The sequence below is a fragment of the Stappia sp. ABD4_338 genome, assembly GCF_056312175.1.
On record NZ_CM149982.1, the window covers coordinates 1269491 to 1291693 of the forward strand.

Here is a 22203-nt window from a genome sequence, read left to right on the forward strand (position 1 = left end):
TGCGCCTGTCGCGAACGGAAACCGCGTTCAGGATCTGATTCAATGCGGCGGCGAAACCCGAGTCGGATGAATCGCTTCGCCGGTCCTCTTCAGGTTTTTCTGAAAGGGGACATCTCGGTGCGGATGACCTCGTTCTCGCGGGCGACCATGGCGCGTTCCTCCTCAAGGTAGTCGGCAACGGCGCGGGCGAACCCGGGGTGGTCGATGTAGTGCGCCGACCATGTGGGGGTCGGCAGGTAGCCGCGCGCAAGCTTATGCGCGCCCTGCGCGCCGGCCTCGACGCGAGACAGTCCCCTGGCAATGGCGAAATCGATGGCCTGATAGTAGCAGACCTCGAAGTGCAGGAAGGGGTGGTCCTCGATGCAGCCCCAGTTGCGCCCGAACAGTGTGTGCGAGCCGATGAGGTTGAGCGCTCCAGCGATATAGCGTCCCTCGCGCTTCGCCATGACGAGGAGCACCCGCTCGCCGAGCCGCTCGCCCAGCAGCGAGAAGAACGCGCGGTTGAGGTAGGGGCGACCCCATTTGCGGCTTCCCGTGTCCTGGTAGAATTCGAAGAAGGCGTCCCAGTGCGCTTCCGTCAGGTCCGGGCCCGTCACCCATTCGATTTCGATGTCCGCCGGCAGGGCCTCGCGGCGCTCCTTGCGGATCTGCTTGCGCTTGCGGGAGGCGAGGTCTCCGAGGAACGCGTCGAAATCCGCGTAGCCGTGGTTCAGCCAGTGGAACTGCTGGTCCATGCGCTGGAGGAAGCCTTCGTCGCCCGCCGCTTCCCATTCCGCTTCGTTCATGAAGGTGATGTGGACGGAGGAGGCCTCGCGCATCTGGCACAGCGCCGTGGCGCCGCCAAGCAACGCGCCGATGGCCGCGCGCCGGTCGACGCGCGCGCCCGTCAGGAAGCGTCGGCCCGTGGCGGGCGTGAAGGGGACGGAACACTGGAGCTTGGGGTAATACGATCCGCCTGCGCGCTCGTAGGCGTCCGCCCATGCGTGGTCGAAGACGTATTCGCCCTGTGAGTTGGTCTTGAGATAGCAGGGCAGGGCCGCGACCGGGCGTTCGTCCGGATCTTCCAGGACGAGGTGCTGCGGGATCCATCCCGCTTGCGGTCCAACGCATCCGCTCTCTTCCAGGATGGAGAGGAAGTCGTGGCAAATGAAGGGGTTGAAGTCGTTTTCCTGAGACGTTGAATCTGTTTCCTGCGAAACCGATTCAAGCGTGGGCGCCCTTTCGAGCCTGCCGCCGTGGCCGAGCGACCAGCCCGGATTGGCGAGCGCGTCCCAGTCCTTGCGGGAAATTCCGGAAAGGCTTGCCAGCGCCTTGAGGCGAAAGTTCGTTTCAGGGTCCGGGGTCGTGTCGTCGTCGCTGTTCGTCACCACGCGTGGAGATCCTCTCGCGGTCTGCCGTTTCGCGTTCGCCGGCACGTTCAGCCGGCGTGTCCTGAATGAAGGCCCAGCCGGGAGGGACCGGGCACCTTGTCATGTAGGGCGTCGACCGCTTGCGAAAAGACGCGGTCGCGCCGGCGCCGGGGCTCCACGGGTCAGGGAGCGTCGGCGTCGAAGCCCTCGAAGACGATCTGGTCGGCGAAGGCGGCCGCGCGCTTGCGGTCCTCGGCGGTACGCACGGTCCAGGTGATGATCGGCAGGCCGAAGATGCGCCTGAGCAGGCTCGGCGCGAGGGCGGGCAGGTCCTTCACCCACCAGGAAACGAAGCTCGGGCGCACCCGGGGCGCATAGAGAATGTTGCGCAGGATGAAGCGGTCCATGCGCGAGGCGCGGCCCCATTCCTCGAGATCGCGGGCGCCGTCGCCGAGCGCCCCGCGCGGGATCTCCGGCGCGGCCGCGCGCATCAGCTCCAGCATGTCGGGGTCGAACGACTTGACCGCCACCGGACCGGGATAGGCCTGTAGGAGGCGGGCGATGCCTCCGATCCATTCCGCGTCGGGCCGGCGGGCGAACCGCGACTTGAGTTCGATGCAAAGCCCGACCTTGCCGTCGACGAGACCGAGCAGGTCTTCCAGAACCCACAGCCTATCATCGCCGCCACGCATCCGCAGCCGTGTCAGTTCAGCCGCCGTCCTGTCGCGGATGTCTCCGGTCTCGAAGGTCAGCCGGTCGAGCGCGTCGTCGTGAAAGACCATGGCCTTGCCGTCGGAGCTCGGCTGCAGGTCGACCTCGATGGAAAATCCCCTGGCGAGGGCGGCCTCCACCGCCGAGGGCGAGTTCTCCAGCACGCCGCGCGGGGCGTCATGATAGCCGCGATGGGCGATCGGACGGCTCGTCAGCCAGGCAATGTCACGCATCCGGGAACCTTCGGCGGCAATTCGGGAGGAGGTCCGGGGCGCGGAGCGCCCCGGAAAGGCGGGCGGCTCAGGCGACCTCGAAGATCGCCTCGACCTCGACGGCGACACCCAGCGGCAGGGCGGCGGCGCTGACGGCGGAGCGTGCGTGCCGTCCCTTGTCGCCCAGAACCTCGACGAAGAAGTCGGAAGCGCCGTTCACGACCTTCGGCTGGTCCTCGTAGTCGGGCGTGGAATTGACGAAGCCGACGATCTTCACCAGGCGCACGACGCGCTCGAGGTCACCGCCGAGCGCGGCCCTGGCCTGGGCGAGCAGGTTCATCGCGCAAAGGCGCGCGGCAGCCTGGCCGTCCTCAAGGGAGAGATCGGCGCCAAGCTTGCCCTTGAACTGCAGGCCGTCCGGTCCCATCGGCACCTGACCGGAGATGAAAAGCTGGTTGCCGGTCTGCATGAAAGGCGCGTAGTTGGCGACGGGCGTCGCGGCCACGGGCAGGGTGATCCCGAGTTCGGCGAGGCGCGATTCGATCGTTCCGCTCATCTTCATCTCTCTTCGGCATGGAAGCGCGCGAGCGCTTGGGGGCGCGCGGGAATGGTGAGGAGACGGGCACGGCTAGGGCAACGCCCCGGGCGCCCGACCGCGCGGAGAGTGACGCAAAACAACCCTTCCCGCAAGCAAGGTGCGGCCGGTTGGCGGGCTTGTGCGGGAAGGGTCTGGCCCAAGCGGCCAAGATGCGCGAGATTGCGTGGATGTTCGCAAGTTTCAGGAGACGACACATGAAGGGACTGTGCGAGGCACGCGGCAAGGGACTTGCAGCGCTCACGCTTGCCATGGCGACGTTCGCGGCGCCGGCGGCGGGAGCCATGGAGCTTCTGCCCCACCGCGCGGTCTACGATCTGTCGCTCGCAACGCGTGACCAGGCCAGCGGAATCGCCGGCCTGCGCGGGCGCATGGTCTACGAGATCACCGGCGGCGCGTGCGAGGGCTACAGCATCTCGTTCCGTTTCGTGACCCAGGTGTCGGACGAAAGCGGCGGCCAGCGGGTGACCGACCTGCAGACGAGTTCTTACGAGGATGCGGACGGCAAGACGTTCCAGTTCCTCTCCAAGACCTTCGTCAATCGCAAGCTCACCGAGGAAACGCGGGGGCGGGCCATCCACGAGGACGGGCGGATCGCCATCGAGCTGACCAAGCCGGAGGAACGCGACGCGGACGTGGCCGGAAAGGCGCTGTTCCCGACCGATCACCTGCGCAAGCTGGTGGCGGCGGCGGAGCGTGGCGACCAGCTTTTCATCGCCGACGTCTTCGACGGGTCCGAGGAGGGCGACAAGGTCTATGAGACCACCTCCGTCATCGGCAAGCCGCGCGAAGTCGCGGACGACGGGCGTCCCGAGGCCGACACCGACACGCCGGAAGCCGTTGCCGCCATCGGCGAACTGCCGTTCTGGCCGGTGACGATCTCCTATTTCGAGGAGGAGAGCGACAAGAGCGGAGAGGGGCTTCCCATCTACCAGCTCAGCTTCCTGCTCTATCCCAATGGCGTGAACCGGCGGCTGGTGCTGGACTATGGCTCTTTCGCCCTCAACGGACGCCTGACGGATCTGCAGGTCCTCGACCCGGTTCCCTGCGAACAGTAACCCGGCTTCGCGTCAGCGGTCGCGCTGGGGCCGGGAATCGCCTGCCCGGGTGAGGCCGAGTTCGATCGCGTCGCGGCCGAATTTCTCGCGCAGCGCGTCGATGGCGCGTTCGGCGCGCGCGCGCTGTCCGGCCCCCGTATCCACGAGGTCGTCCGGGTCGGCGAAACTGCTGGGCGCGAAGTCCGACACGCCGATGCCGAGCAGGCGGAAGCGGCGCCCGTCCACCTCTCCCTTCAGAAGCTGGTCGCCGGTGGCGAATATCCGGTCGGCCAACTGGGTCGGGTCGGCGAGCCCGCGCGCCCGGGTCAGGGTCCGGAAGTCCGCCGTTTTCAGCTTCAGCGTGATCGTGCGCCCGGCCATGTCGGCGTCCTTGAGCCGTGCGGAAACCTTCTCGCTGAGCCTTCTCAGGATGGGGCGCAGGGTCTGGAGATCCGGGATGTCGCGGTCGAATGTCGTCTCGTTGGAGATGCTCTTCACTTCCCGGTCGGGAGAGACGCTGCGGTTGTCGCGTCCGTGCGAGAGTTCGGCAAGGCGCAGCCCCATCGCGCCGTAGCGCCGGGCGAGGTCGGCGGGATCGCGGGTCTGGAGCTGGCCGATGGTCTTCAGGCCGTCTTCGGCGAGCTTCTTGCGGAAGACCTTGCCCACGCCCCAGATCAGGCCCACCGGCTTGTCGGCGAGGAAGCTCTCCGCCTCCTCGGCGCCGATGACCGAAAAGCCGCGCGGCTTGTCCAGGTCGGAAGCGATCTTGGCGAGGAACTTGTTGGCGGCAAGGCCGACGGAGACGGTCACGCCGATGTCCCGCTCGATCTCCCGGGCAAGGCGCGCAAGCTGTTCGGCCGGCGTCGCGCGGTGGAGCTTCTCGGTCCCGGTAAGGTCCAGGAACGCCTCGTCGATCGACAGCGGCTCCACGAGTGGCGTGAGGGCCCGCATCCGGTCGCGGATCTCGCGTCCGACCCTTGCGTATTTGTCCATGTCGGGGCGGATGACGACGGCTTCCGGGCAGGCCTCCAGCGCCTTGAACATGGGCATGGCCGAATGAACGCCCCGAATGCGGGCGATGTAGCAGCATGTGGACACGACGCCGCGCCGTCCGCCGCCGACAATCACCGGCCGGTCGGCAAGCTCGGGATTGTCACGCTTTTCCACCGACGCATAAAAGGCATCGCAGTCGATATGGGCAATCGACAGGCGGTCGAGCTCGGGGTGGCGTACAAGGCGCAGGCCGCCGCAGGTGGGGCAGCGCGGCAGGCGGGAACCCATGGTGAGCCGTTGCGGACGCGCGCCGCAATCGCGGCACAGCGGGCGCGAACCGTCTCCCGCGGTCGGGGCGGCGTTGGCGGGAAGGTCTGGTGCACTGGCCATCTGTCATGCGTCCGGGCCGGGCGACGGGACAGGATTTCAGCCGCCGACGACCTGCGAAATATACGCCTCCGCGAGGCTCCAGTCATCGGTCTTGAGACCGACACCGTCGATGTCCTCGGCGCTTGCGAGAAAGCGCGCGTCGGCGATGAACTGGATGAGCGTGCAGCCGGCGAGGCTCGCGGCGACGGAGCGAAGGTTGAGCGGGCTGTCGTCGACGAAGACCACCGGCGCGCGGCGGCCGGCGGCGAGACGCGCGGCCGCCGTCCCCTTGGGGCCCGAGTTGGTGACGAGCGGATAGTCCATACCGGCGCGGGCGAGCGTGCGGCCGCGCGCGGCCTCGTTCCAGGTGCCGGGCAGGTTCGTCAGGAAGACGATATCCGCGAGCGCCGACAGGCGGGCGAGCGCCTCGGCGGCCCCGTCCACCGGTATCTGCCGCTCGACGGAAGCGTCGAAAAAGTCCTGGAGAAGCGGCCCGACGCGGCTCTGGTCGAGGGTTGTGCCATCGGCGCCGGCGATGTTTCCGGCCAGCTTGTAGCGATGCGAGAGGAAGCGCAGGCCGCGCGCGCCAAGCCAGGCCTCGAAGGGCTGGATGAAATGCAGCACCACCTCGTCCACGTCGCAGATGAGCAGGGGGCGCTTGGACGCCGCGTTCGGCAGGGACGGCATCGGCGTCAGAAGTCCCCGTCGGATTCGAGGCCGGCTTCCTGGCGTCCTTCCGTGTCGAGCGCGTAGCGGGCGGCGGCGAATTCCGTCGGGCGGTGCCCGCGCGCCTCGCAGAACGCCAGCAGAAGCGATTCGTGTCCCATGTAGAATTCGAGCACGCCGATCAGAAAACCGGGTTCGGCCGCGGCGGTGCGCAATTCCGATGGTCCGATACCGGCCAGGGCCAGGAAACGGCCGAGATGCTCAAGATCTCCCGCAAGATAGGCGAGTGCGTCGGTTGCCAGTTCTTCCGCCGCCACGACCCTTTGTCCGCTCATCCGACGCTCGCTCATTCCTGTTTGCCTTTCCGAAACCAATTCTCTCTACGATATATGGTACCTATCGTGGGAAAGGGGCCAAGGCCAGCCAGCCTCTCGCGCATTCGGCCCGGGCACGGTGCCGGTGTGAACCGAAGGCGGGCTCGGCACGGGGACGAAGGCGACGATCATGGCTAAGACCGTGCTGATTGTTGAGGACAACGAACTCAACATGAAGCTGTTTCACGACCTGCTGGAAGCGCATGGTTACCAGACGTTGCAGACCCGTACAGGGATCGAGGCGCTGGAGCTTGCGCGCGAGCACCGTCCCGACCTCATCCTCATGGACATCCAGCTTCCGGAAGTCTCCGGGCTCGAGGTGACCAAGTGGATCAAGGAAGACGATGACCTGAAGGTCATTCCCGTCATCGCCGTCACCGCCTTTGCGATGAAGGGGGACGAGGAGCGAATCCGGCAGGGGGGCTGCGAGGCCTATATCTCCAAGCCGATTTCCGTTGCCAAGTTCCTGGAGACGGTACGTTCCTACCTTGGCGACTGACCTAAGGGCAGGCCTCCCCGCCGCGCCCGGCTTCGAGCAGGGTTAGTTGCCCCTGAAGCCGGGAATGACCCGCTCGGCGTCCGCAGTCGCCCTGTCCACTGTGATCTCGTAGTCGCGCCGCCGGTCATTCAGCTCGAAACGGGCGTCCTGCAGCGCGTATCTTGCATCGTCCATCCGGTCGCGCAGGCGGCGGCGCTTGTGGCGACACGCGTCTCGCTCGTCTCCCTTGAGGCCACCGCAGTCGAGACGGTCGAGTTCGCGACGCGCATCGCGCATGCGATCCTCCTCGCTGGAGACGCGGCGTTCCGCCTGGCGCATCCGGTCCTCGGCCGTCCAGATCCGCCGACCGATTGCGTGCGTCTCCGCGAAGGCACCGGCCAACTGCGGCGGGCAGACGCTGGACAGCGATTTGCCCTGCCGGCCCGTGTTGAAGCCGTTCAGGGGCGTGCAGTAAAGCCGGACGCCCTCATGCCAGCCGCCCATGTAGGCCTGAACGTCGGGCGTGATGCCGTGACGGCCGCAATCCTTGACGATGTCCTCGATACGGCTGCTCTGGTGGCCCTGTGCGCCGTCGGCCCGCCCCAGGCCGGTCCAGTCGCCGGCAACGCACTGTTCCTTTGAAACGGTCTCGCAGCCTGCAAGCAGGAGGAGGGCGGCGGCAGAGGCGCAGGCGGCAATCCAGATCTTCATGGCGGTATCCCGGGGTGGCTGTCGTCACGGCGGGTCGATTGACCGGCTTTCGTATCCGACGTCCCGCCCGGTATTGCAACGCCCGTGACCCGAGAAGGGCAGAGAGACGCCCGCCAAGGGCATGTCGCCATCGTTTCCCACCGCGCGGCGACGCGATCGGAAAGCTTCAAGCTTTTGTTTTGGAAGAAAATTGCGCGACGTGAGCTGAGTGACAGAGTTGTTTACGTTAAAAAAGAATAAAACCTTAACAATCGGGCAGGGCGGATTGATTCGGGTCGCGCTTTGGGTAGTCTGATCCTGGTTTTGACGCGGTTTCCGCCGCGTCTCACGTGTCGGCTGTCAGGGGCTCGCGACCATCCCGCCCCGGTCTTTTCGGGACCGGGCAACGGGACGCGATGACAGACGCCGAGAGGGATCCCACGGAACGTTCAGGTCCGCCGCATCTCCTGACACCGTGGGTTGACCGGTATCCCTTCGGGCTCGAGTGGCCTCATAGGCTCGAGGGGATGCCGGTCGCCGTCCCCCTGTTTCTCACTGACAAATCCCACAGCGCTTTGCGTCCCAAATGGCGGTGCCACATCGGCAATCGTCAGGATCCGCCGTGACCTTCGCAGCCTTGCGCGGATGCGGGGAGGGCAGGGGCCGGAAACGCGAAAAGGCCCCGCTAGGGGCCTCGGCGCAAGTCTGGGATCCTGATCGGCAAGACACCGTCGGGCACATGCGGCGGGCTTGTCGCCCGCGCGGCCCGGGTCGGCCTTACTTGATCTTGGTCTCGCGGAACTCGACGTGCTTCTTGGCAACCGGGTCGTACTTCCGCTTGGTCATCTTCTCGGTCATGGTGCGCGAGTTCTTTTTCGTCACGTAGAAGAAACCGGTGTCAGCCGTCGACTGCAGCTTGATCTTGATGGTGGTGGCCTTGGCCATCGTTCTTGTCCTTGCACTGGTTCCCGGCCGTACGCTTTGGGAGATCCCGGAAACCGGGACCGGCGCTCCACCGGCTGGTATTTGGAAAACTGGCGCGCACCATACGTTTCGCGCGTTCAAAGTCAAGCGGCAACGCACGGGAAACCCGCCTGTCGTCCGCCTCTGGCAGGGTCAGACTTCCTCCCGCACGAAGCCCTTGCCCTTCCAGTGGTAGTAGGGGACCGGCGTTTCGGGCGCAAGCTCGGGATCGCGGGCGAGGCGTGCCTGCAGTTCCTCGATGATCGTGAGGGTGATCGTGGGCAGTTCCAGCTTCTTGGCGTCGTCCAGCGTGAGCCAGTGGACGTCCTCGAGTTCGCCCGAGGGGCCCGTGCCTTCGGGAAGCCGGTCGGCGATCGCATCGGCGAACACGGCCAGGAAGCGGGTGTCGAATCGCCTCGGCCGGCGCGGCGGCGTGATGGCGCGCGCAATGAGGCGGACCGGGGAAAGGTCGGGCAGCAGACCGCGCGAGGAGAAGGCTTCCATGTCGCCCTTGCCGGTCCAGGCGATCTCGGCAGGAGCACCGACCAGAACGCCGGCTTCCTCATAGGTCTCGCGCACCGCGGCGACGGCGAAGGCGCGCGCCCTCGCCTCGGTCTTCGGCCCCTTCATCGCGTGCATGAGCTTTTCCGCGACCGCCGGCTCGTATCCGCCCACGACCGGCACGCGGCTGTCGGCGGGGTCGACGCGACCGCCGGGAAACACGAACATCCCCGGCATGAAGCGATGGCGCATGTGCCGCCGCCCCATGAGCACGCGCGGACTGCCCGCTTCCGACCGGTCGAGGATCAGCAGCGTGGCCGCATCGCGCGGGCGCAGGTTCGGGTTGTTGGTCTGCCGTTCGGCCGACGTCAGGCGACGGACAAGCGCTTCGCTCATTGCTTCGACGTGTCCGGACCGAACTCGAACGCCGGCTGGTCATCGCCGATCGCGTTGGGATCGAAGCCGTGCATGTAGTTGGCCCACTGCAGGCCGATCAGCGCGCCCTTGATGGGGGGAAGCAGCAGCAACGACGAGGCGATGATGAGCGGCGTCCACAGCATCACATGCACCCACATGGCCGGAACGAAGGCGAGTTCGACGGCCAGGGCGATCGGCAGGATGATGTGACCGACCACGAAGATCGTGAAGTAGGGCGGGGCATCATCGGCGCGGTGATGATGCAGCTCCTCGCCGCACGCCGGGCAGGACGGATTGACCTTCAGGTACTTGCCGTAGAGGCGCCCGGTGCCGCAACTGGGGCATTTCCCCTTGGCGCCGAACATCATCGCGCGCCCGACGTCGCGCTTGGCCCTGCCGCCGCCGGAGGTATCCGGCAGGGAGGAGGGAGAAGCATAAGTCACGGTCATTTTCGCCGACCTTTCGATTTGCGGGAGCGACCGGCGCCGCCACCTGCGGAACGGGCGCGCCTTGCGGTCCTCTGACCCGCACTTGATCTCTTGTGATAGTGACCCTCGCTCAGAAGTTCAAATCGCAAGGCTCCCGCATAGGGGGCGGCCTCGACGAGCCTCACCTCTACCTTGTCGCCCAAAGCGAAGGTTTCCCCGGTGCTTCTGCCCGACATCGAATGCGACGATTCGTCATAGTGGTAGTAATCGTCGCCAATCGTCGAGGCCGGGACGAATCCGTCCGCGCCCGTATCATCCAGGCGGATGAAGAGGCCGGATTTCACCACGCCGGAGATGCGGCCGAAGAATCGCGCGCCGACCTGGTCGGACAGCCACAGCGCGATCAGCCGGTCGACCGTGTCACGCTCGGCGAGCATCGCGCGGCGTTCGGCCGCCGAAACGTCGGCGGCGATCGCCGGCAGGCGGGTTTCCATGCCGTCGGGCAGACCGTCGTCACCGAGCTTCAGCGCGCGGATCAGGCCGCGATGCACGATCAGGTCCGCGTAGCGGCGGATGGGCGAGGTGAAATGCGCGTAGCGGCGCAGATTAAGGCCGAAGTGCCCGATGTTATCGGGCGCGTATTCGGCCTGGGCCTGGCTGCGCAGGATCACCTGGTTGACCAGTTCCGATTCCGGCGTGTCCGCGACCTTGTGCAGGATGGCATTGAAATTCGATGGCCGCAGGCCGCCGCTGCCTCCAAGCCTGATGCCCAGCGTGGAGAGGAACTCCTTCAGGGCTTCCAGCTTTTCCGGGCTCGAGGCATCGTGAACGCGGTAGAGCAGGGGAATGCCCGCCTTTTCCAGCGTCTCGGCGGCCGCGACATTCGCCTGGATCATGAACTCTTCGATGAGCTTGTGCGCCTCGAGGCGCTCGGGCACGTAGACACTGTCGACGGTGCCGTCTTCCTTGAGCCGGATCTTGCGCTCGGGAAGGTCGAGATCCAGCGGTTCGCGTGCCTCGCGTCCGCGCTTCAGCGCGCCATAGGCGGACCAAAGCGGCTTCAGGATCTCCTCCAGAAGCGCGGGCGCGACCTTGTCCGGCTCGCCGTCTATCGCCGCCTGGGCGGTCTGGTAGGCGAGCTTCGCGGCCGAACGCATCATCACCCGGTGGAACGAGTGGGAAAGCTTGCGTCCCTTCGCGTCGAAGGTCATGCGCACGGCCATGGCCGGGCGATCCTCGCCCTCCTTGAGCGAACACAGGCCGTTGGACAGTTCCTCCGGCAGCATGGGGATCACGCGGTCGGGGAAATAGACCGAGTTGCCGCGCAGGTGCGCCTCGCGGTCCAGCGGCTCGCCGGGGCGGACGTAATAGGCGACATCGGCAATCGCCACGGTGACGATGTGGCCGTCCCTGTTGGCCGGGGCCGGGTCGGGCTCGGCATGGACGGCGTCGTCGTGGTCCTTGGCATCGGCCGGGTCGATGGTGATGAGGGGAAGCTTGCGCCAGTCCTCGCGTCCCTTGAGCTTCGCCGGCCGCGCTTCCGCCGCAGCCTCGATCACCCGGTCGGGGAAAGCGTGGGGGATGCCGTGGGTGTGCAGCGCGATCTCGGAGATGGCCATCTCCGAATGCATGGCGCCGATACGCTTCACGACCCGTCCGCGCGGACCGCCGTAGCGTCCGTTGCCGCGCATCAGGGCGATGGACACGAGATCCCCGTCGGCGGCGTCCTTGAGGTCGCTGCCGTCGATCTCCACCTCGCGCTGCTTGCGGTCGATGGGCTCCAGGTAGAAGCGTTTCGGCCCCTCGCGCAGGATGCCCAGGATGCTCGTCGCCTGCTTTTCGAGAACACGCAGGATGCGCGCGGCGTGCTTCGCCTCCGCCCCCGGCTCGTCGGAGGTGATGCGAAGCAGCACCCGGTCACCAAGACCGGGAAGGCGCAGCCCCTGGCCCCGTCGGCCGTCGAGCACGAGGATCGCCGGTGCCGTGCCCTGCTCCTCCTCGTCCCAGTTCGCCGGAACGGCGAGGAGTTCGCCGTCGGAATCGCGTCCCGTGACGAGCGCCACGAGAACGGGCGGAAGGTCGCCGGCGCGCACCAGCTTCTTCTGGCGCTTTTCCAGCAGGCCTTCATCGGCCATCTCGCGCAGGAGCTTTTTCAGGAACACGCGCGCGCCGCCGGTGATGCCGAAGTGGCGCGCGATCTCGCGCTTGCCGGCGGCACCCGGATTGTCGGCGACAAAGGCCATGATCTCGTCACGGGACGGCATGTCCGCCGTTCCCGCGGCCTTCTTGCGGGGGCCCTTCGTCCCGCCCTTGCGCGGGCCGGGCCGTCCGGGAGGCGGCGGAGCGCGGCGGGGACTCAAGAGTCGCCGTCCGCCACCGCGTCCTTCGCGGAAGCCTTGGTCTTGGCAGCGGTCTTCGTGGTCGCGGTTTTCTTCGCCGCCGTCTTCTTGGCCGGGGCCTTTTTCGTGGCGGTCGCCTTCTTGGTGGTCGCGGCCTTCTTGGTCGTGGTCTTCTTCGCCGTGGCGGTCTTGCCCTTGCCCGACTTCGCGGCCTTGGCCTCGATGAGGGCCAGCGCTTCCTCCACCGTCACATTGGCCGGATCGGTGCCCTTGGGCAGGGTGGCGTTGATCTTCGCCCATTTGACGTAAGGCCCGTAACGCCCGTCCTGGACGGTGATCGGACCGCCGTCGGGATGATCGCCAAGCTCCTTCAGCGGGGCGGCGGTGGCGCGTCGGTTGCCGCGTGCGCGCTTTTCGGCAAGCGCCGACACGGCGCGGTTGATGCCGACGGAGAAGACCTCGTCCGCGCTTTCCAGATTGGCGTAGGTGCCGTCATGCAGGACGAAGGGGCCGTAGCGCCCGATGCCGGCGGAGATCGGCTTGCCGTCCTCCGGGTGCGGGCCGACCTCGCGCGGCAGCGACAGGAGCATCAGGGCCTTTTCCAGATCCATGTCGCCGACCTGCCAGCCGCGCGGCAGCGAGGCGCGCTTGGGCTTGGCTTCCTCGCCGAGCTGCACGTAGGGGCCGAAGCGTCCCGAGCGCAGGGTGACGTCGAGGCCGGTCTCCGGGTCCTGACCGAGAAGCTTCGGTCCGTCGGCCATCTCGCCGTCGCCGTCCGCTCCGCCGCCGGCCGTCAGCGGCCGCGTGTAGCCGCAGTGGGGCGGGTTCTCGTTCGGCTCCTTGCCGTCGAGCTTGTTCTTGTTGTAGTTCGAGCAGCCGACGAAGGCGCCGAAACGGCTGACCTTGATCGACAGGCGTCCGGTCTCGCAGGCCGGGCACTTGCGCGGATCCACGCCATCCGTGACCGGCGGGAACACGTGGGCGGCCAGCATCTCGTTGAGGGCCTCGAGCACCTCGGAGACGCGCAGGTCCTTGATCTCGTGCACCGAGCCGGAAAAGTCGTTCCAGAAATCCCGCAAGACATCCTTCCAGGACAGTTCGCCGGCCGAGATGCGGTCGAGCTTTTCCTCGAGATCCGCGGTGAAGTCGAAGCCGACATAGCGGTTGAAGAAGCTTTCCAGGAAGGCGGTGACCAGGCGTCCCTTGTCTTCCGGAACGAGCCTCTTGCCGTCGAGCTGGACGTAGTCGCGGTCGCGCAGTGTCTGCAGCGTGGAGGCGTAGGTCGACGGACGGCCGATGCCGAGCTCTTCCATCTTCTTCACGAGCGTCGCCTCGGTGAAGCGGGCGGGGGGCTCGGTGAAGTGCTGGCTGGTCTCGACGGAGGTGCGCGAGACCGCCTCGCCCTCGCTCATGGCCGGAAGGCGACGGCTTTCCTCGTCCTCCTCGTCGTCACGGCCTTCCTGGTAGAGCGTCAGGAAGCCGTCGAAGCGCACGACCGAACCGGTGGCCCGCAGCGTCGCGGAGCCCGCGGGTGCCTTCGCCGTGATGTCGATGGTGGTGCGCTCCAGCACGGCGCTTTCCATCTGCGAGGCGATGGTGCGCTTCCACACCAGTTCGTAGAGGCGCGCGGCGTCCGGGTCGAGGTAGCGCGCGACGTCGCGCGGATGACGCCAGAGTTCGGTCGGGCGGATGGCCTCGTGCGCCTCCTGGGCGTTCTTGGCCTTGGAGGAATAGTGGCGCGGCTTCTCCGGCACGTATTCGTCGCCGTAGCTCTTGCCGATCACCGAGCGGGCGGAGGCGATGGCCTCGCCGGCGATCTGGACGCCGTCGGTACGCATGTAGGTGATGAGGCCGACGGTCTCGCCGCCGATGTCCGCGCCCTCGTAGAGCTTCTGCGCGATCTGCATGGTGCGCGCGGCGGCGAAGCCGAACTTGCGCGAGGCTTCCTGCTGCAGCGTCGAGGTGGTGAAGGGCGGGGCCGGGTGGCGACGCTGGGGCTTCGATTCCACGCTGGCGACGTTGAGCGTCGCCGCCTCGATCAGGGCGGCGATACGGGCGGCCTCGTCGCCGTTGGGGATGTCGAGCCGACCGACTTTCTTGCCGTCCACCGCGGCCAGGCGCGCCTGGAAGGCGGCGCCGCCGGCGGAGGTCAGATTGGCCAGAACCGACCAGTATTCCTGTTTGACGAAACGTTCGATCTCCGCCTCGCGGTCGCAGACGAGGCGCAGGGCCACCGACTGCACGCGGCCGGCGGAACGGGCGCCGGGCAGCTTGCGCCACAGCACCGGCGACAGGGTGAAGCCCACGAGATAGTCGAGCGCGCGGCGGGCGAGATAGGCCTCCACCAGCGGCGCGTCGATGTCGCGCGGCTTTTCCATCGCCTCGAGAATCGACTTCTTGGTGATCGCGTTGAAGACGACGCGCTGGACCGGTTTGTCCTTGAGCGCCTTCTTCTGGTTCAGTACCTCGAGCACGTGCCAGGAAATGGCCTCTCCCTCGCGGTCGGGGTCAGTCGCGAGGATCAGGCGATCCGCGCCCTTGACGGCGCGCACGATGTCGTTGAGCCGCTTCTGCGACTTGGAATCCACATCCCAGACCATGGAGAAGTCGTGGTCGGGATCGACGGATCCGTCCTTGGCGGGGAGGTCGCGGACATGGCCGTAAGACGCAAGGACCTGATAGTTCGACCCAAGGTACTTGTTGATGGTCTTGGCCTTGGCCGGCGATTCCACAATGACGATATCCATGAGACCCCAAATGAAACGGGCCGCCCGGATGCCGTTCGGGCGGCGATACATGTCGGCTCCGGCATGTATGACGGATGCCGGACGATCCTCCATATGCCTTGCGCCTGTCAAATGACCTTTCAGCCGGGGAGGGTCAAGTGCGCCACATCACATAGATGCCGTTGGACATGCCCGCGCCTGCGCCCGGGGAGGCGAAAGCCCCGAAAATCGGGTTGGGCGGGGAACGATTGCGCGCAGACTTTCGCCCTTGCGCGGAGAAGCTGTGTGCAGGTGCGCCGTCACCTTGCACCCCACCGTTCATAGCGTGTAACATGATTGAAAAAAACTAGAGGTTGCAAACGCCCGAACAGCCGGAGTTGCCGGCCTAACCATGGGTCACATTATGCCTGTAGAGCACCCCAAAGACCGGTCCGAAGCAGCACGCTACTGCGCTCAGATCTGTCGCGAATTGCGCGACATTGCGGTCCATAATGAATTGACATTCCTTGCATATCTTCTCGAGATGGCACGTTCGGAAGCCTTCGACCGTCATGCGGATCTGGAGCAGGGCGAGACGTTTCGAAGCGTGAACGAGTAGCCTGTATCAGGGGTTGTGGTGCCTCTGGAGATCGGCTTTATTCGATCTCCTGCAACCGTGAACACCAAATGGTTGTGTTGTGGTGTTGCTCGCGTGAACGAGTCCCGTCCGTGTCGGGTCCGGGCCGTCTCAGCGGGCGTCGATGAGGCTGATCTTCTGCCCCCGGTGGCGCTCGACGCGTCCGGCGAGTTCCAGCTCCAGCACGATGACATGCACGGCGCGCGGTTCGAGGCCGGTGTAGCGGATGAGTTCGTCGAGTTCGACGGGGGCGGCTCCGAGCGCCGTGAGCACCCGCGTGCGCGCGCTGTCGTCCACCTCCAGGGGGGAGGGAACGGGTCGTGTCTCACGCTCCGGCTCCTCCATGTCGAAGGAGAACTCGCCCTGGCCGCGCGGATCGACATGGCTGAGCCCTTCCAGAACGTCGCCGGCCGAGGTGACGAGGGTGGCTCCGTCGCGGATGAGCCGGTTGCCGCCTTCCGAGCGCGGGTCGAGGGGGGAGCCCGGCACCGCGAAGACCTCGCGGTTCTGTTCGGCCGCGAAACGTGCCGTGTGCAGGGAGCCGGAGGCGCGGGCCGCTTCCACGAGAACCGTGCCCAGCGATATGCCGGAGATGATCCGGTTGCGGCGGGGAAAGTCGCGCCCGCGCGGTTTCCAGCCGAAGGGCATCTCGCTCAGGATCGCGCCGCCACGCTCGACGATCGCCCGGTAGAGATCGCGGTTCTCGTGCGGGTAGATGATATCGACGCCGCCGGCGACGACGGCGATCGTGCCGGTTTCCAGGCTTGCGCGATGGGCGGCGGTATCGATGCCGCGTGCAAGGCCCGACACGACCGTGTAGCCGGCGCGGCCCAGTTCGCCTGCCATTTCCGTTGCGATCTTCTGTCCCGCGAGCGAGGCATTGCGCGCTCCCACGATCGCGACCGTCGCGTGGCTGGCCAGACAGGCATTGGCGCCGATCACCGAGACGAGCGGCGGGGCGCCGTCGAGCCGGCGCAGCTGCGGTGGGTAGCCCTCCTCGCCAAGGGCGCGGAAACGCCCGCCCACGGACTCCAGCGCCTCGATCTCGGCGCGGGCCTCGTGCTCGGGCGTGACGCGGATGGTGCGCTTTCCGCCACGGGCTGAAAGGCTCGGCAGCAGTTCCAGCGCCCGTTCCGCCGAGCCGGCATGGTTGAGAAGTTCGCGGAAGGTGACGGGGCCGACGTTCTCGGAGCGGATCAGGCGCAGCCATGCGACACGCTGGCGGTCCGTGAGTTCGCGCGAGGCCGGCCCGCGGCTCATCCCTTCTGCCCGATCTTGCCCTCGCGCCCCGACAGGAGCCTTGAGATGTTCTCCCGGTGCATGATCCACAGGAGCACGGTGAGAAGCGCCGAGACCTCCGCGATCTGCACCCGGTTGAACACCGCCCAGAGCAGCAGGGGCGTCACGAGGCTGGCCACGAGAGCCGACAGCGAGGAATAGCGGAAGGCGAGCGCGACGGCGATCCAGATCGCGGCGAAGGCGAGGGCGGCGGGCCAGTAGAGGCCGATCAGGATGCCGATGTAGGTGGCGACCCCCTTGCCTCCCTTGAAGCGCAGCCACACGGGAAAGAGATGGCCGAGGAACGCGCCGACGCCGGCGATCACGGCCGTGTCGGGTCCGCCGAAACGTGCGGCCAGCAGCACGGCCACCGTGCCCTTGAGCATGTCGCCGAGCAGGGTGAGGGCGGCGAGGCTCTTGCGGCCGGTGCGCAGCACGTTGGTGGTGCCGATGTTGCCCGACCCGATGGCGCGGATGTCGCCCTGGCCCGCCATGCGCGTGATGAGAAGGCCGAAGGGGATCGAGCCGAGCAGGTAGCCAAGAGCGAGAGCGGCGAGGTAGTAGGGCCAGACGAGGCCCCAGCTGATCGGATCCGGCACGTCGAACCTCCGGTTGCGTCGGGCGATTATGCGTCGAGAATGTGCCCGGCGACAATCGTCGTCAGGACCTTGCCGGAAAACCGCGCCTCCTCGAAGGGCGTGTTCTTCGAGCGCGAGTGGAGCTTGTCCTTTTCCAGCAGCCAGGGGCGGTCGGGGTCGAAGACCACCACGTCCGCCGGCGCCCCGGGTGCAAGCCGCCCGCCCTCAAGGCCGAAGCGCCGCGCGGGGTTGATGGTCATGGCGGCGAGCAGCGTGAGAAGGTCCACGTCGCCGGCGTGCACGAGGCGCAGGCTCGCCGAGAGCAGGGTCTCCAGTCCGATGGCGCCGTCGGCGGCCTCGGCGAAGGGATGACGCTTGGTCTCCACGTCCTGCGGATTGTGTCCCGACACGAGAATGTCGATGGTCCCGTCGGCGAGACCGGCGACGAGCGCCTGCCGTTCCTCCTCCGAGCGCAGCGGCGGCGACATCTTGAAGAAGGTGCGATAGGGGCCGATGTCGGTCTCGTTGAGGGTGAGGTGATTGACGGAGCTTGCCGCGGACACGTCCAGGCCGACCTCCCTTGCACGGGCGAGCGCCCGCACGCTTTCGCCGCAGGAAATCGTCTCCGCGTGGTAGCGCCCGCGTGTCAGGCCGACGAGCCTGAGATCGCGCTCCAGCATGATGATCTCCGCCTCGCGCGGGATCGAGGGCAGGCCCTTCCAGCTTGCCGAAAGGCTCTCGTTCACCACGCCGGCGCCGGCAAGGTCCGGGTCTTCCGTGTGGTGCATGACCAGCGCGTCGAAGTCGCGGGCGTAGGTCAGCATCCGGCGCATGATGCCGGCATGGGTGACCGAGTGCCGGCCGTTCGAGAAGGCAACCGCGCCGGCCTCCTGCAACAGGCCGATTTCCGCCATTTCCTCTCCTGCCAGGCCCTTGGTCAGGGCCGCGAGGGGATGAACGTTGACGATGGCCGTGTCGCGGGCGCGCCGCAGCATGAAATCGACCAGCGCCGGATCGTCGATCACCGGATCGGTTTCGGGGGCGGTAAGGATCGTGGTGACGCCACCGGCGGCGGCCGCGCGGCTGGCGCTGGCCAGCGTCTCGCGGTGTTCGGCGCCCGGTTCGCCCACCACGACACCGACGTCGATGAGGCCGGGCGCCACGACCGCGCCGTCGAGGTCGATCACCCGCGCGCCGTCCGGGGCGCCCTGGTTCAGGGCCTCGGGGCCGGAGGCCAGAACGCGACCCTCCGCAAGGATCACGGAACCGGGTGCGTCGAGGCCGCGCTCGGGATCGATCACGCGGGCGTTTGCCAGCACGATCGGGCTTGGGGTTTCCGCCATGTCCGGGCTCCTCAACTGTTGGGCAGGTGGGCGGAGAGCGCCTCGAGAACGGCGATGCGCACGGCGACGCCCATCTCGACCTGCTCCCGGATCAGGCTTTGCGGGCCGTCGGCGATCTCGGGGTCGATCTCCACGCCCCGGTTCATGGGGCCGGGATGCATGACGAGCGCATCCTCCCTGGCCGCCTTCAGCTTTTCCCGGTCGAGACCGTAGTAGCGGAAGTACTCCCGGACAGAGGGAATGAACGCGCCCTGCATCCGCTCGCGCTGGAGGCGCAGCATCATGACGATGTCCGCGTCCTTCAGGCCCTCGCGCATGTCGTGATGCACCTCGACGCCCATGCCGGCGATGCCGTTCGGAAGCAGGGTGGAGGGAGCGACGACCTTCACCCGCGCGCCGAGCGCGTTGAGCAGGATGATGTTGGAGCGGGCCACGCGCGAATGCAGGATGTCGCCGCAGATGGCGACCGTCAGACGCTCGACCCGCCCCTTGTGGCGGCGGATCGTCAGGGCGTCGAGGAGGGCCTGCGTCGGGTGCTCGTGGGCGCCGTCGCCGGCGTTGATGACCGAACAGCCGACCTTCTGCGCCAGAAGATGCACCGCGCCGGCGGCGTGGTGGCGCACGACGATGATGTCCGGGTGCATGGCGTTCAGCGTCGCCGCCGTGTCGATCAGCGTCTCGCCCTTCTTCACCGAGGACGAGGCGACCGACATGTTCATGACATCGGCGCCGAGGCGCTTGCCGGCGATCTCGAAGGAGGACTGGGTGCGTGTGGAGGCCTCGAAGAAGAGATTGATCTGGGTCCGGCCTCTCAGCACGGACTTCTTCTTCTCCACCTGCCGGCTGATCTCGACCGCCTCTTCGGCGCGGTCCAGCAGGGACAGGATCTCGTGCGGCTGCAGGCCTTCGATGCCCAGCAGGTGGCGGTGCGGAAAGGCGTCCGCGGCGCGGGTCGTTTGTGCGCTCATCAAAGCCTACCCTATAGGGGCTCCGCGGCCGGCGCTCAAGCGTCACGCCGCGCTTTCTCCACCGCTCGTGCCCTACAGCGCGATCAGGAAGACGATCGGCATGGTCACGGCGGCGGAAAGCGTCTGCAACGTCAGGATCTCGGCCATCAGCGGTGCGTCGCCGCCCATCTGGCGGGCGAGAAGGTAGGAGGCGCCGGCGGCGGGAACCGACATGGAGATCATCACCGCCGCGAGGGCCGGGCCGGTGATTCCGATCAGCATGGCGAAGCCGAAGCCGAAGAGCGGCATCAGCATCAGCTTGAGGACCAGCGCGGAGGTGAGCGCGGGGCCGGGACGGCGCAGGGCGCGCAGGTCGAGACCCGCGCCGACGCAGACGATGCCGACGGGGAGCGCGGCGCTTCCCAGCATGTCCAGGGTGGACCAGGCGATTTCCGGCAGCGGCAGCCCCGAGGCATTGGCCAGCAACCCGGCGCCGGTCGACCAGATGAAGGGATTGCGGGCAAGGTCGAGCAGGATCTTGCGCGCGCCCGGCGCCTCGCCGCTGGCGAAGCGTGACAGCACCAGAACGCACAGCACGTTGATCAGCGGGATCATGGCGACGATGGCGACGGCCAGCAGCGCCAAGCCCTCGGGGCCGAGCATGTTCTCCGCGATCGCCATGGCGACGAAGGTGTTCCAGCGCACCGACCCCTGGAAGATGGAGGTGAAGCGCGGTCCGCTGATGCCGAATCGTGCGGCAAGGACCGGCCGCAGCACGAGCGCCGTCGCCGTCATTGCCAGCACCGAGAGCATCAGCGTCGCGCTCATGCCGAAGGCGGGAAGTGCCATGAAGTCCGTGCGGGCCACGGCCGCGAAGACGATGGAGGGAAAGAACAGGAAGTAGGCGACGCGTTCCACGCCGCGCCACTGGTCGCCGGTGATGATCCCCAGCCGCGCGACCAGGTGACCGGCGGCGATGACCAGAAGCACCGGCAGGAGGGCGTCGAGGATGGCGCTCATGGCGCGCGGTCCCCTTCGCGCGGAGCCAGCCGGGAAAGGCGGTCGAGGAACCCCTGCAGGATGTAGGCGGCGGCCATCTTGTCGACGAGTTCGGCACGGCGCGCGCGCGAGCGGTCGGCCTCGATCAGCGTGCGGGTGACGGCGGCCGTCGACAGGCGTTCGTCCCAGGCGGTCATGGGAAGCTCGGTGAGGGCGGAGAGGTTGCGCGCGAAGGCGCGCGTCGCCTGAACGCGCGGGCCTTCGCTGCCGTCCATGTTGAGCGGCAGGCCGAGAACGAGACCCGTCACCTCCTGCTTGCGGCAGATGTCGAGCAGGGCGGCCGCGTCGACGCCGAACTTCTTGCGCCGGATGGTCTCCATGGGCGTGGCGATGCCGCGCCCCAGGTCGGAAAGCGCCAGCCCGATGGTCTTCGTGCCGAGATCGAGCCCGATCAGGCGCCCGATACGGGGCAGGCGGGCCGCGAAGTCCTCGTGCGGCAGAAGTTGGTCGCTTGTCATGCTCGTTGGCCCTGCATCGGAATCCCGCCCGCCGGCGTCCGCGTGTCCCCGGCCGGCGCCGGTGCGAATCGGCGGCATGAGGCGAAAACGCCATGAAGCCGGCCCGTCGTGTCCCCGGAATGTCCGACGGGCTCAGGGCAGGTTTGGCTGGCGTGTTCCGGCTGGGGGCGGGAGCGAGCGCGAAGGCGGGATCCTGCCATGTGTGGCGCCCTCCTTATCATGCCGCCCGGCCGGCGAACAGGCCGGCCATTGCCGTTCGCGATGCCGGCGCTAGGGTGTGTCGGGAAGCGGGGCCGCGCGGGCGGCCCCGGCAGCCAGCATTACGGGAGAGCACACCATGAAGCTGACCTATCTCGGACATTCCGCCTTTCGCGTCGACATTTCGGGAGCCTCGATTCTCATCGATCCGTTCCTGACCGGGAACCCCTCGTTCCCCGAAGGAATGACGGTCGAGCAGGCCTCGGAAGGCGTGACGCACATTCTCCTGACCCACGGCCATGACGATCACGTGGGCGATGCGGTGGAGATCGCCAGGCGCACCGGCGCGCAGCTCACCGCCAACTTCGAGATCTGCATGTGGCTGCAGTCGAAGGGCGTCGAGGCCCTCAACCCCATGGGCTGCGGAGGCCACATCGACGTCGGCCCGTTCTCGGTGGCGCTGACACAGGCGCATCACACCTCGTCGTCCCAGGCGGAGGGGTTGCCGGCCGTCTATCTCGGCCAGCCGAACGGAATCGTCGTTCACGCCAAGGGCGAGCCGACACTCTACCACATGGGCGACACCGACATCTTCGGCGACATGGCTCTGGTCAACGAACTCCATGCGCCCAAGGTCGCCATCGTGCCGATCGGCGACCGTTTCACGATGGGCGCGAAGAGCGCGGCGCTCGCCTGCAAGCGCTATTTCGACTTCGACGCCATCATTCCCTGCCACTATGGCACCTTCCCGATTCTCGACCAGAGCGCGGATGCCTTCGTCGAGGCCATGGGTGAGGATGCCGCCAGGGTGAAGGTGACCGCGCCCGGCGGATCGCTCAGCGTCTGACTGACACCGCGCGGATCCCGTCCAGGGGCCG

The 22203-nt window shown here is 67.2% G+C and carries 21 protein-coding genes; 3 read left to right on the forward strand and 18 right to left on the reverse strand.

The genetic code is table 11. The features are described from left to right. Positions 1–89 precede the first annotated feature (89 nt). From ACYX4S_RS05850 to ACYX4S_RS05860, 3 genes are all read right to left on the reverse strand, one after another. Positions 90–1367: a GNAT family N-acetyltransferase gene (locus ACYX4S_RS05850; protein ID WP_476362825.1), complete on the reverse strand. Its 1278-nt coding sequence runs from the start codon at positions 1365–1367 to the stop codon at positions 90–92. Positions 1368–1531: 164 nt separating this feature from the next. Next, positions 1532–2293 carry a glycerophosphodiester phosphodiesterase family protein gene (locus ACYX4S_RS05855; RefSeq protein ID WP_476362216.1) on the reverse strand — a complete coding sequence of 254 codons (762 nt, stop codon included), beginning with the start codon at positions 2291–2293 and terminating at the stop codon, positions 1532–1534. A 67-nt stretch (positions 2294–2360) separates the two neighbouring features. After that, positions 2361–2828 (reverse strand): RidA family protein, encoded by a 468-nt coding sequence (locus ACYX4S_RS05860; protein ID WP_293718342.1) that lies wholly within the window; start codon positions 2826–2828, stop codon positions 2361–2363. 236 nt (positions 2829–3064) lie between these two features. Between ACYX4S_RS05860 and ACYX4S_RS05865 the strand changes: the two genes are divergently transcribed. Further along, complete coding sequence (locus ACYX4S_RS05865) at positions 3065–3925, forward strand: cell envelope integrity EipB family protein (protein ID WP_293718344.1); 861 nt, start codon at positions 3065–3067, stop codon at positions 3923–3925. Between the two features lie 12 nt (positions 3926–3937). Here ACYX4S_RS05865 and ACYX4S_RS05870 read toward each other — a convergent pair whose 3' ends face one another. From ACYX4S_RS05870 to ACYX4S_RS05880, 3 genes are read right to left on the reverse strand one after another with little or no spacing between them, the layout of a single operon-like run. Further along, positions 3938–5287: a DNA polymerase IV gene (locus tag ACYX4S_RS05870; RefSeq protein WP_476362217.1), complete on the reverse strand. Its 1350-nt coding sequence runs from the start codon at positions 5285–5287 to the stop codon at positions 3938–3940. Between the two features lie 36 nt (positions 5288–5323). Continuing rightward, positions 5324–5953, reverse strand: a complete 630-nt coding sequence (locus ACYX4S_RS05875; protein ID WP_476362218.1) for a hypothetical protein — start codon at positions 5951–5953, stop codon at positions 5324–5326. A 5-nt stretch (positions 5954–5958) separates the two neighbouring features. Continuing rightward, positions 5959–6282 (reverse strand): DUF3572 domain-containing protein, encoded by a 324-nt coding sequence (locus ACYX4S_RS05880; RefSeq protein WP_476362219.1) that lies wholly within the window; start codon positions 6280–6282, stop codon positions 5959–5961. A 154-nt stretch (positions 6283–6436) separates the two neighbouring features. Between ACYX4S_RS05880 and ACYX4S_RS05885 the strand changes: the two genes are divergently transcribed. Continuing rightward, positions 6437–6805: a response regulator gene (locus ACYX4S_RS05885; protein ID WP_293718350.1), complete on the forward strand. Its 369-nt coding sequence runs from the start codon at positions 6437–6439 to the stop codon at positions 6803–6805. A gap of 42 nt (positions 6806–6847) precedes the next feature. Here ACYX4S_RS05885 and ACYX4S_RS05890 read toward each other — a convergent pair whose 3' ends face one another. The 12 genes from ACYX4S_RS05890 to ruvX form a co-directional block, all read right to left on the reverse strand. After that, positions 6848–7495 carry a DUF2799 domain-containing protein gene (locus ACYX4S_RS05890; protein ID WP_293718352.1) on the reverse strand — a complete coding sequence of 216 codons (648 nt, stop codon included), beginning with the start codon at positions 7493–7495 and terminating at the stop codon, positions 6848–6850. Between the two features lie 756 nt (positions 7496–8251). Then, positions 8252–8419: a 50S ribosomal protein L33 gene (rpmG, locus tag ACYX4S_RS05895; RefSeq protein ID WP_257764097.1), complete on the reverse strand. Its 168-nt coding sequence runs from the start codon at positions 8417–8419 to the stop codon at positions 8252–8254. Positions 8420–8590: 171 nt separating this feature from the next. Continuing rightward, positions 8591–9334 (reverse strand): NUDIX hydrolase, encoded by a 744-nt coding sequence (locus ACYX4S_RS05900; protein ID WP_422069103.1) that lies wholly within the window; start codon positions 9332–9334, stop codon positions 8591–8593. Next, a complete protein-coding gene (locus ACYX4S_RS05905) occupies positions 9331–9804 on the reverse strand; it encodes a DUF983 domain-containing protein (RefSeq protein WP_476362220.1) in 474 nt (157 codons plus the stop codon). The genes ACYX4S_RS05900 and ACYX4S_RS05905 overlap by 4 nt, the downstream gene beginning before the upstream one ends. Continuing rightward, positions 9801–12047 (reverse strand): ribonuclease R, encoded by a 2247-nt coding sequence (gene rnr / locus ACYX4S_RS05910; RefSeq protein WP_476362221.1) that lies wholly within the window; start codon positions 12045–12047, stop codon positions 9801–9803. The genes ACYX4S_RS05905 and rnr overlap by 4 nt, the downstream gene beginning before the upstream one ends. 92 nt (positions 12048–12139) lie before the next feature. Further along, complete coding sequence (gene topA / locus ACYX4S_RS05915) at positions 12140–14869, reverse strand: type I DNA topoisomerase (RefSeq protein WP_476362826.1); 2730 nt, start codon at positions 14867–14869, stop codon at positions 12140–12142. Positions 14870–15575: 706 nt separating this feature from the next. Then, the gene (dprA, locus tag ACYX4S_RS05920; RefSeq protein WP_476362222.1) at positions 15576–16724 is read right to left on the reverse strand and encodes a DNA-processing protein DprA; all 1149 of its coding nucleotides are present in this window, start codon (positions 16722–16724) and stop codon (positions 15576–15578) included. Next, complete coding sequence (plsY, locus tag ACYX4S_RS05925; RefSeq protein WP_476362223.1) at positions 16721–17341, reverse strand: glycerol-3-phosphate 1-O-acyltransferase PlsY; 621 nt, start codon at positions 17339–17341, stop codon at positions 16721–16723. The genes dprA and plsY overlap by 4 nt, the downstream gene beginning before the upstream one ends. A 26-nt stretch (positions 17342–17367) precedes the next feature. Next, complete coding sequence (locus ACYX4S_RS05930; protein ID WP_476362224.1) at positions 17368–18663, reverse strand: dihydroorotase; 1296 nt, start codon at positions 18661–18663, stop codon at positions 17368–17370. 11 nt (positions 18664–18674) lie between these two features. Further along, a complete protein-coding gene (locus ACYX4S_RS05935; protein ID WP_293718368.1) occupies positions 18675–19631 on the reverse strand; it encodes an aspartate carbamoyltransferase catalytic subunit in 957 nt (318 codons plus the stop codon). A gap of 72 nt (positions 19632–19703) precedes the next feature. Then, positions 19704–20630 carry an AEC family transporter gene (locus ACYX4S_RS05940; RefSeq protein WP_476362225.1) on the reverse strand — a complete coding sequence of 309 codons (927 nt, stop codon included), beginning with the start codon at positions 20628–20630 and terminating at the stop codon, positions 19704–19706. Beyond that, positions 20627–21127 (reverse strand): Holliday junction resolvase RuvX, encoded by a 501-nt coding sequence (gene ruvX, locus ACYX4S_RS05945; protein WP_293718372.1) that lies wholly within the window; start codon positions 21125–21127, stop codon positions 20627–20629. The genes ACYX4S_RS05940 and ruvX overlap by 4 nt, the downstream gene beginning before the upstream one ends. 337 nt (positions 21128–21464) lie before the next feature. On the opposite strand from ruvX, the gene ACYX4S_RS05950 reads away from it, so the two are divergent. After that, complete coding sequence (locus ACYX4S_RS05950) at positions 21465–22172, forward strand: metal-dependent hydrolase (RefSeq protein ID WP_476362226.1); 708 nt, start codon at positions 21465–21467, stop codon at positions 22170–22172. The last annotated feature ends 31 nt before the right edge of the window (positions 22173–22203 follow it).

Bases quoted from the DNA above. Each gene is read 5' to 3' on its own strand.
- ACYX4S_RS05855 (WP_476362216.1), bottom strand. From the start codon at position 2,293: ATGCGTGACATTGCCTGGCTGACGAGCCGTCCGATCGCCCATCGCGGC.
- ACYX4S_RS05860 (WP_293718342.1), bottom strand. From the start codon at position 2,828: ATGAGCGGAACGATCGAATCGCGCCTCGCCGAACTCGGGATCACCCTG.
- ACYX4S_RS05865 (WP_293718344.1), top strand. From the start codon at position 3,065: ATGAAGGGACTGTGCGAGGCACGCGGCAAGGGACTTGCAGCGCTCACG.
- ACYX4S_RS05870 (WP_476362217.1), bottom strand. From the start codon at position 5,287: ATGGCCAGTGCACCAGACCTTCCCGCCAACGCCGCCCCGACCGCGGGA.
- ACYX4S_RS05875 (WP_476362218.1), bottom strand. From the start codon at position 5,953: ATGCCGTCCCTGCCGAACGCGGCGTCCAAGCGCCCCCTGCTCATCTGC.
- ACYX4S_RS05880 (WP_476362219.1), bottom strand. From the start codon at position 6,282: ATGAGCGAGCGTCGGATGAGCGGACAAAGGGTCGTGGCGGCGGAAGAA.
- ACYX4S_RS05885 (WP_293718350.1), top strand. From the start codon at position 6,437: ATGGCTAAGACCGTGCTGATTGTTGAGGACAACGAACTCAACATGAAG.
- ACYX4S_RS05890 (WP_293718352.1), bottom strand. From the start codon at position 7,495: ATGAAGATCTGGATTGCCGCCTGCGCCTCTGCCGCCGCCCTCCTCCTG.
- rpmG (WP_257764097.1), bottom strand. From the start codon at position 8,419: ATGGCCAAGGCCACCACCATCAAGATCAAGCTGCAGTCGACGGCTGAC.
- ACYX4S_RS05900 (WP_422069103.1), bottom strand. From the start codon at position 9,334: ATGAGCGAAGCGCTTGTCCGTCGCCTGACGTCGGCCGAACGGCAGACC.
- ACYX4S_RS05905 (WP_476362220.1), bottom strand. From the start codon at position 9,804: ATGACCGTGACTTATGCTTCTCCCTCCTCCCTGCCGGATACCTCCGGC.
- rnr (WP_476362221.1), bottom strand. From the start codon at position 12,047: ATGCCGTCCCGTGACGAGATCATGGCCTTTGTCGCCGACAATCCGGGT.
- topA (WP_476362826.1), bottom strand. From the start codon at position 14,869: ATGGATATCGTCATTGTGGAATCGCCGGCCAAGGCCAAGACCATCAAC.
- dprA (WP_476362222.1), bottom strand. From the start codon at position 16,724: ATGAGCCGCGGGCCGGCCTCGCGCGAACTCACGGACCGCCAGCGTGTC.
- ACYX4S_RS05930 (WP_476362224.1), bottom strand. From the start codon at position 18,663: ATGGCGGAAACCCCAAGCCCGATCGTGCTGGCAAACGCCCGCGTGATC.
- ACYX4S_RS05935 (WP_293718368.1), bottom strand. From the start codon at position 19,631: ATGAGCGCACAAACGACCCGCGCCGCGGACGCCTTTCCGCACCGCCAC.
- ACYX4S_RS05940 (WP_476362225.1), bottom strand. From the start codon at position 20,630: ATGAGCGCCATCCTCGACGCCCTCCTGCCGGTGCTTCTGGTCATCGCC.
- ruvX (WP_293718372.1), bottom strand. From the start codon at position 21,127: ATGACAAGCGACCAACTTCTGCCGCACGAGGACTTCGCGGCCCGCCTG.
- ACYX4S_RS05950 (WP_476362226.1), top strand. From the start codon at position 21,465: ATGAAGCTGACCTATCTCGGACATTCCGCCTTTCGCGTCGACATTTCG.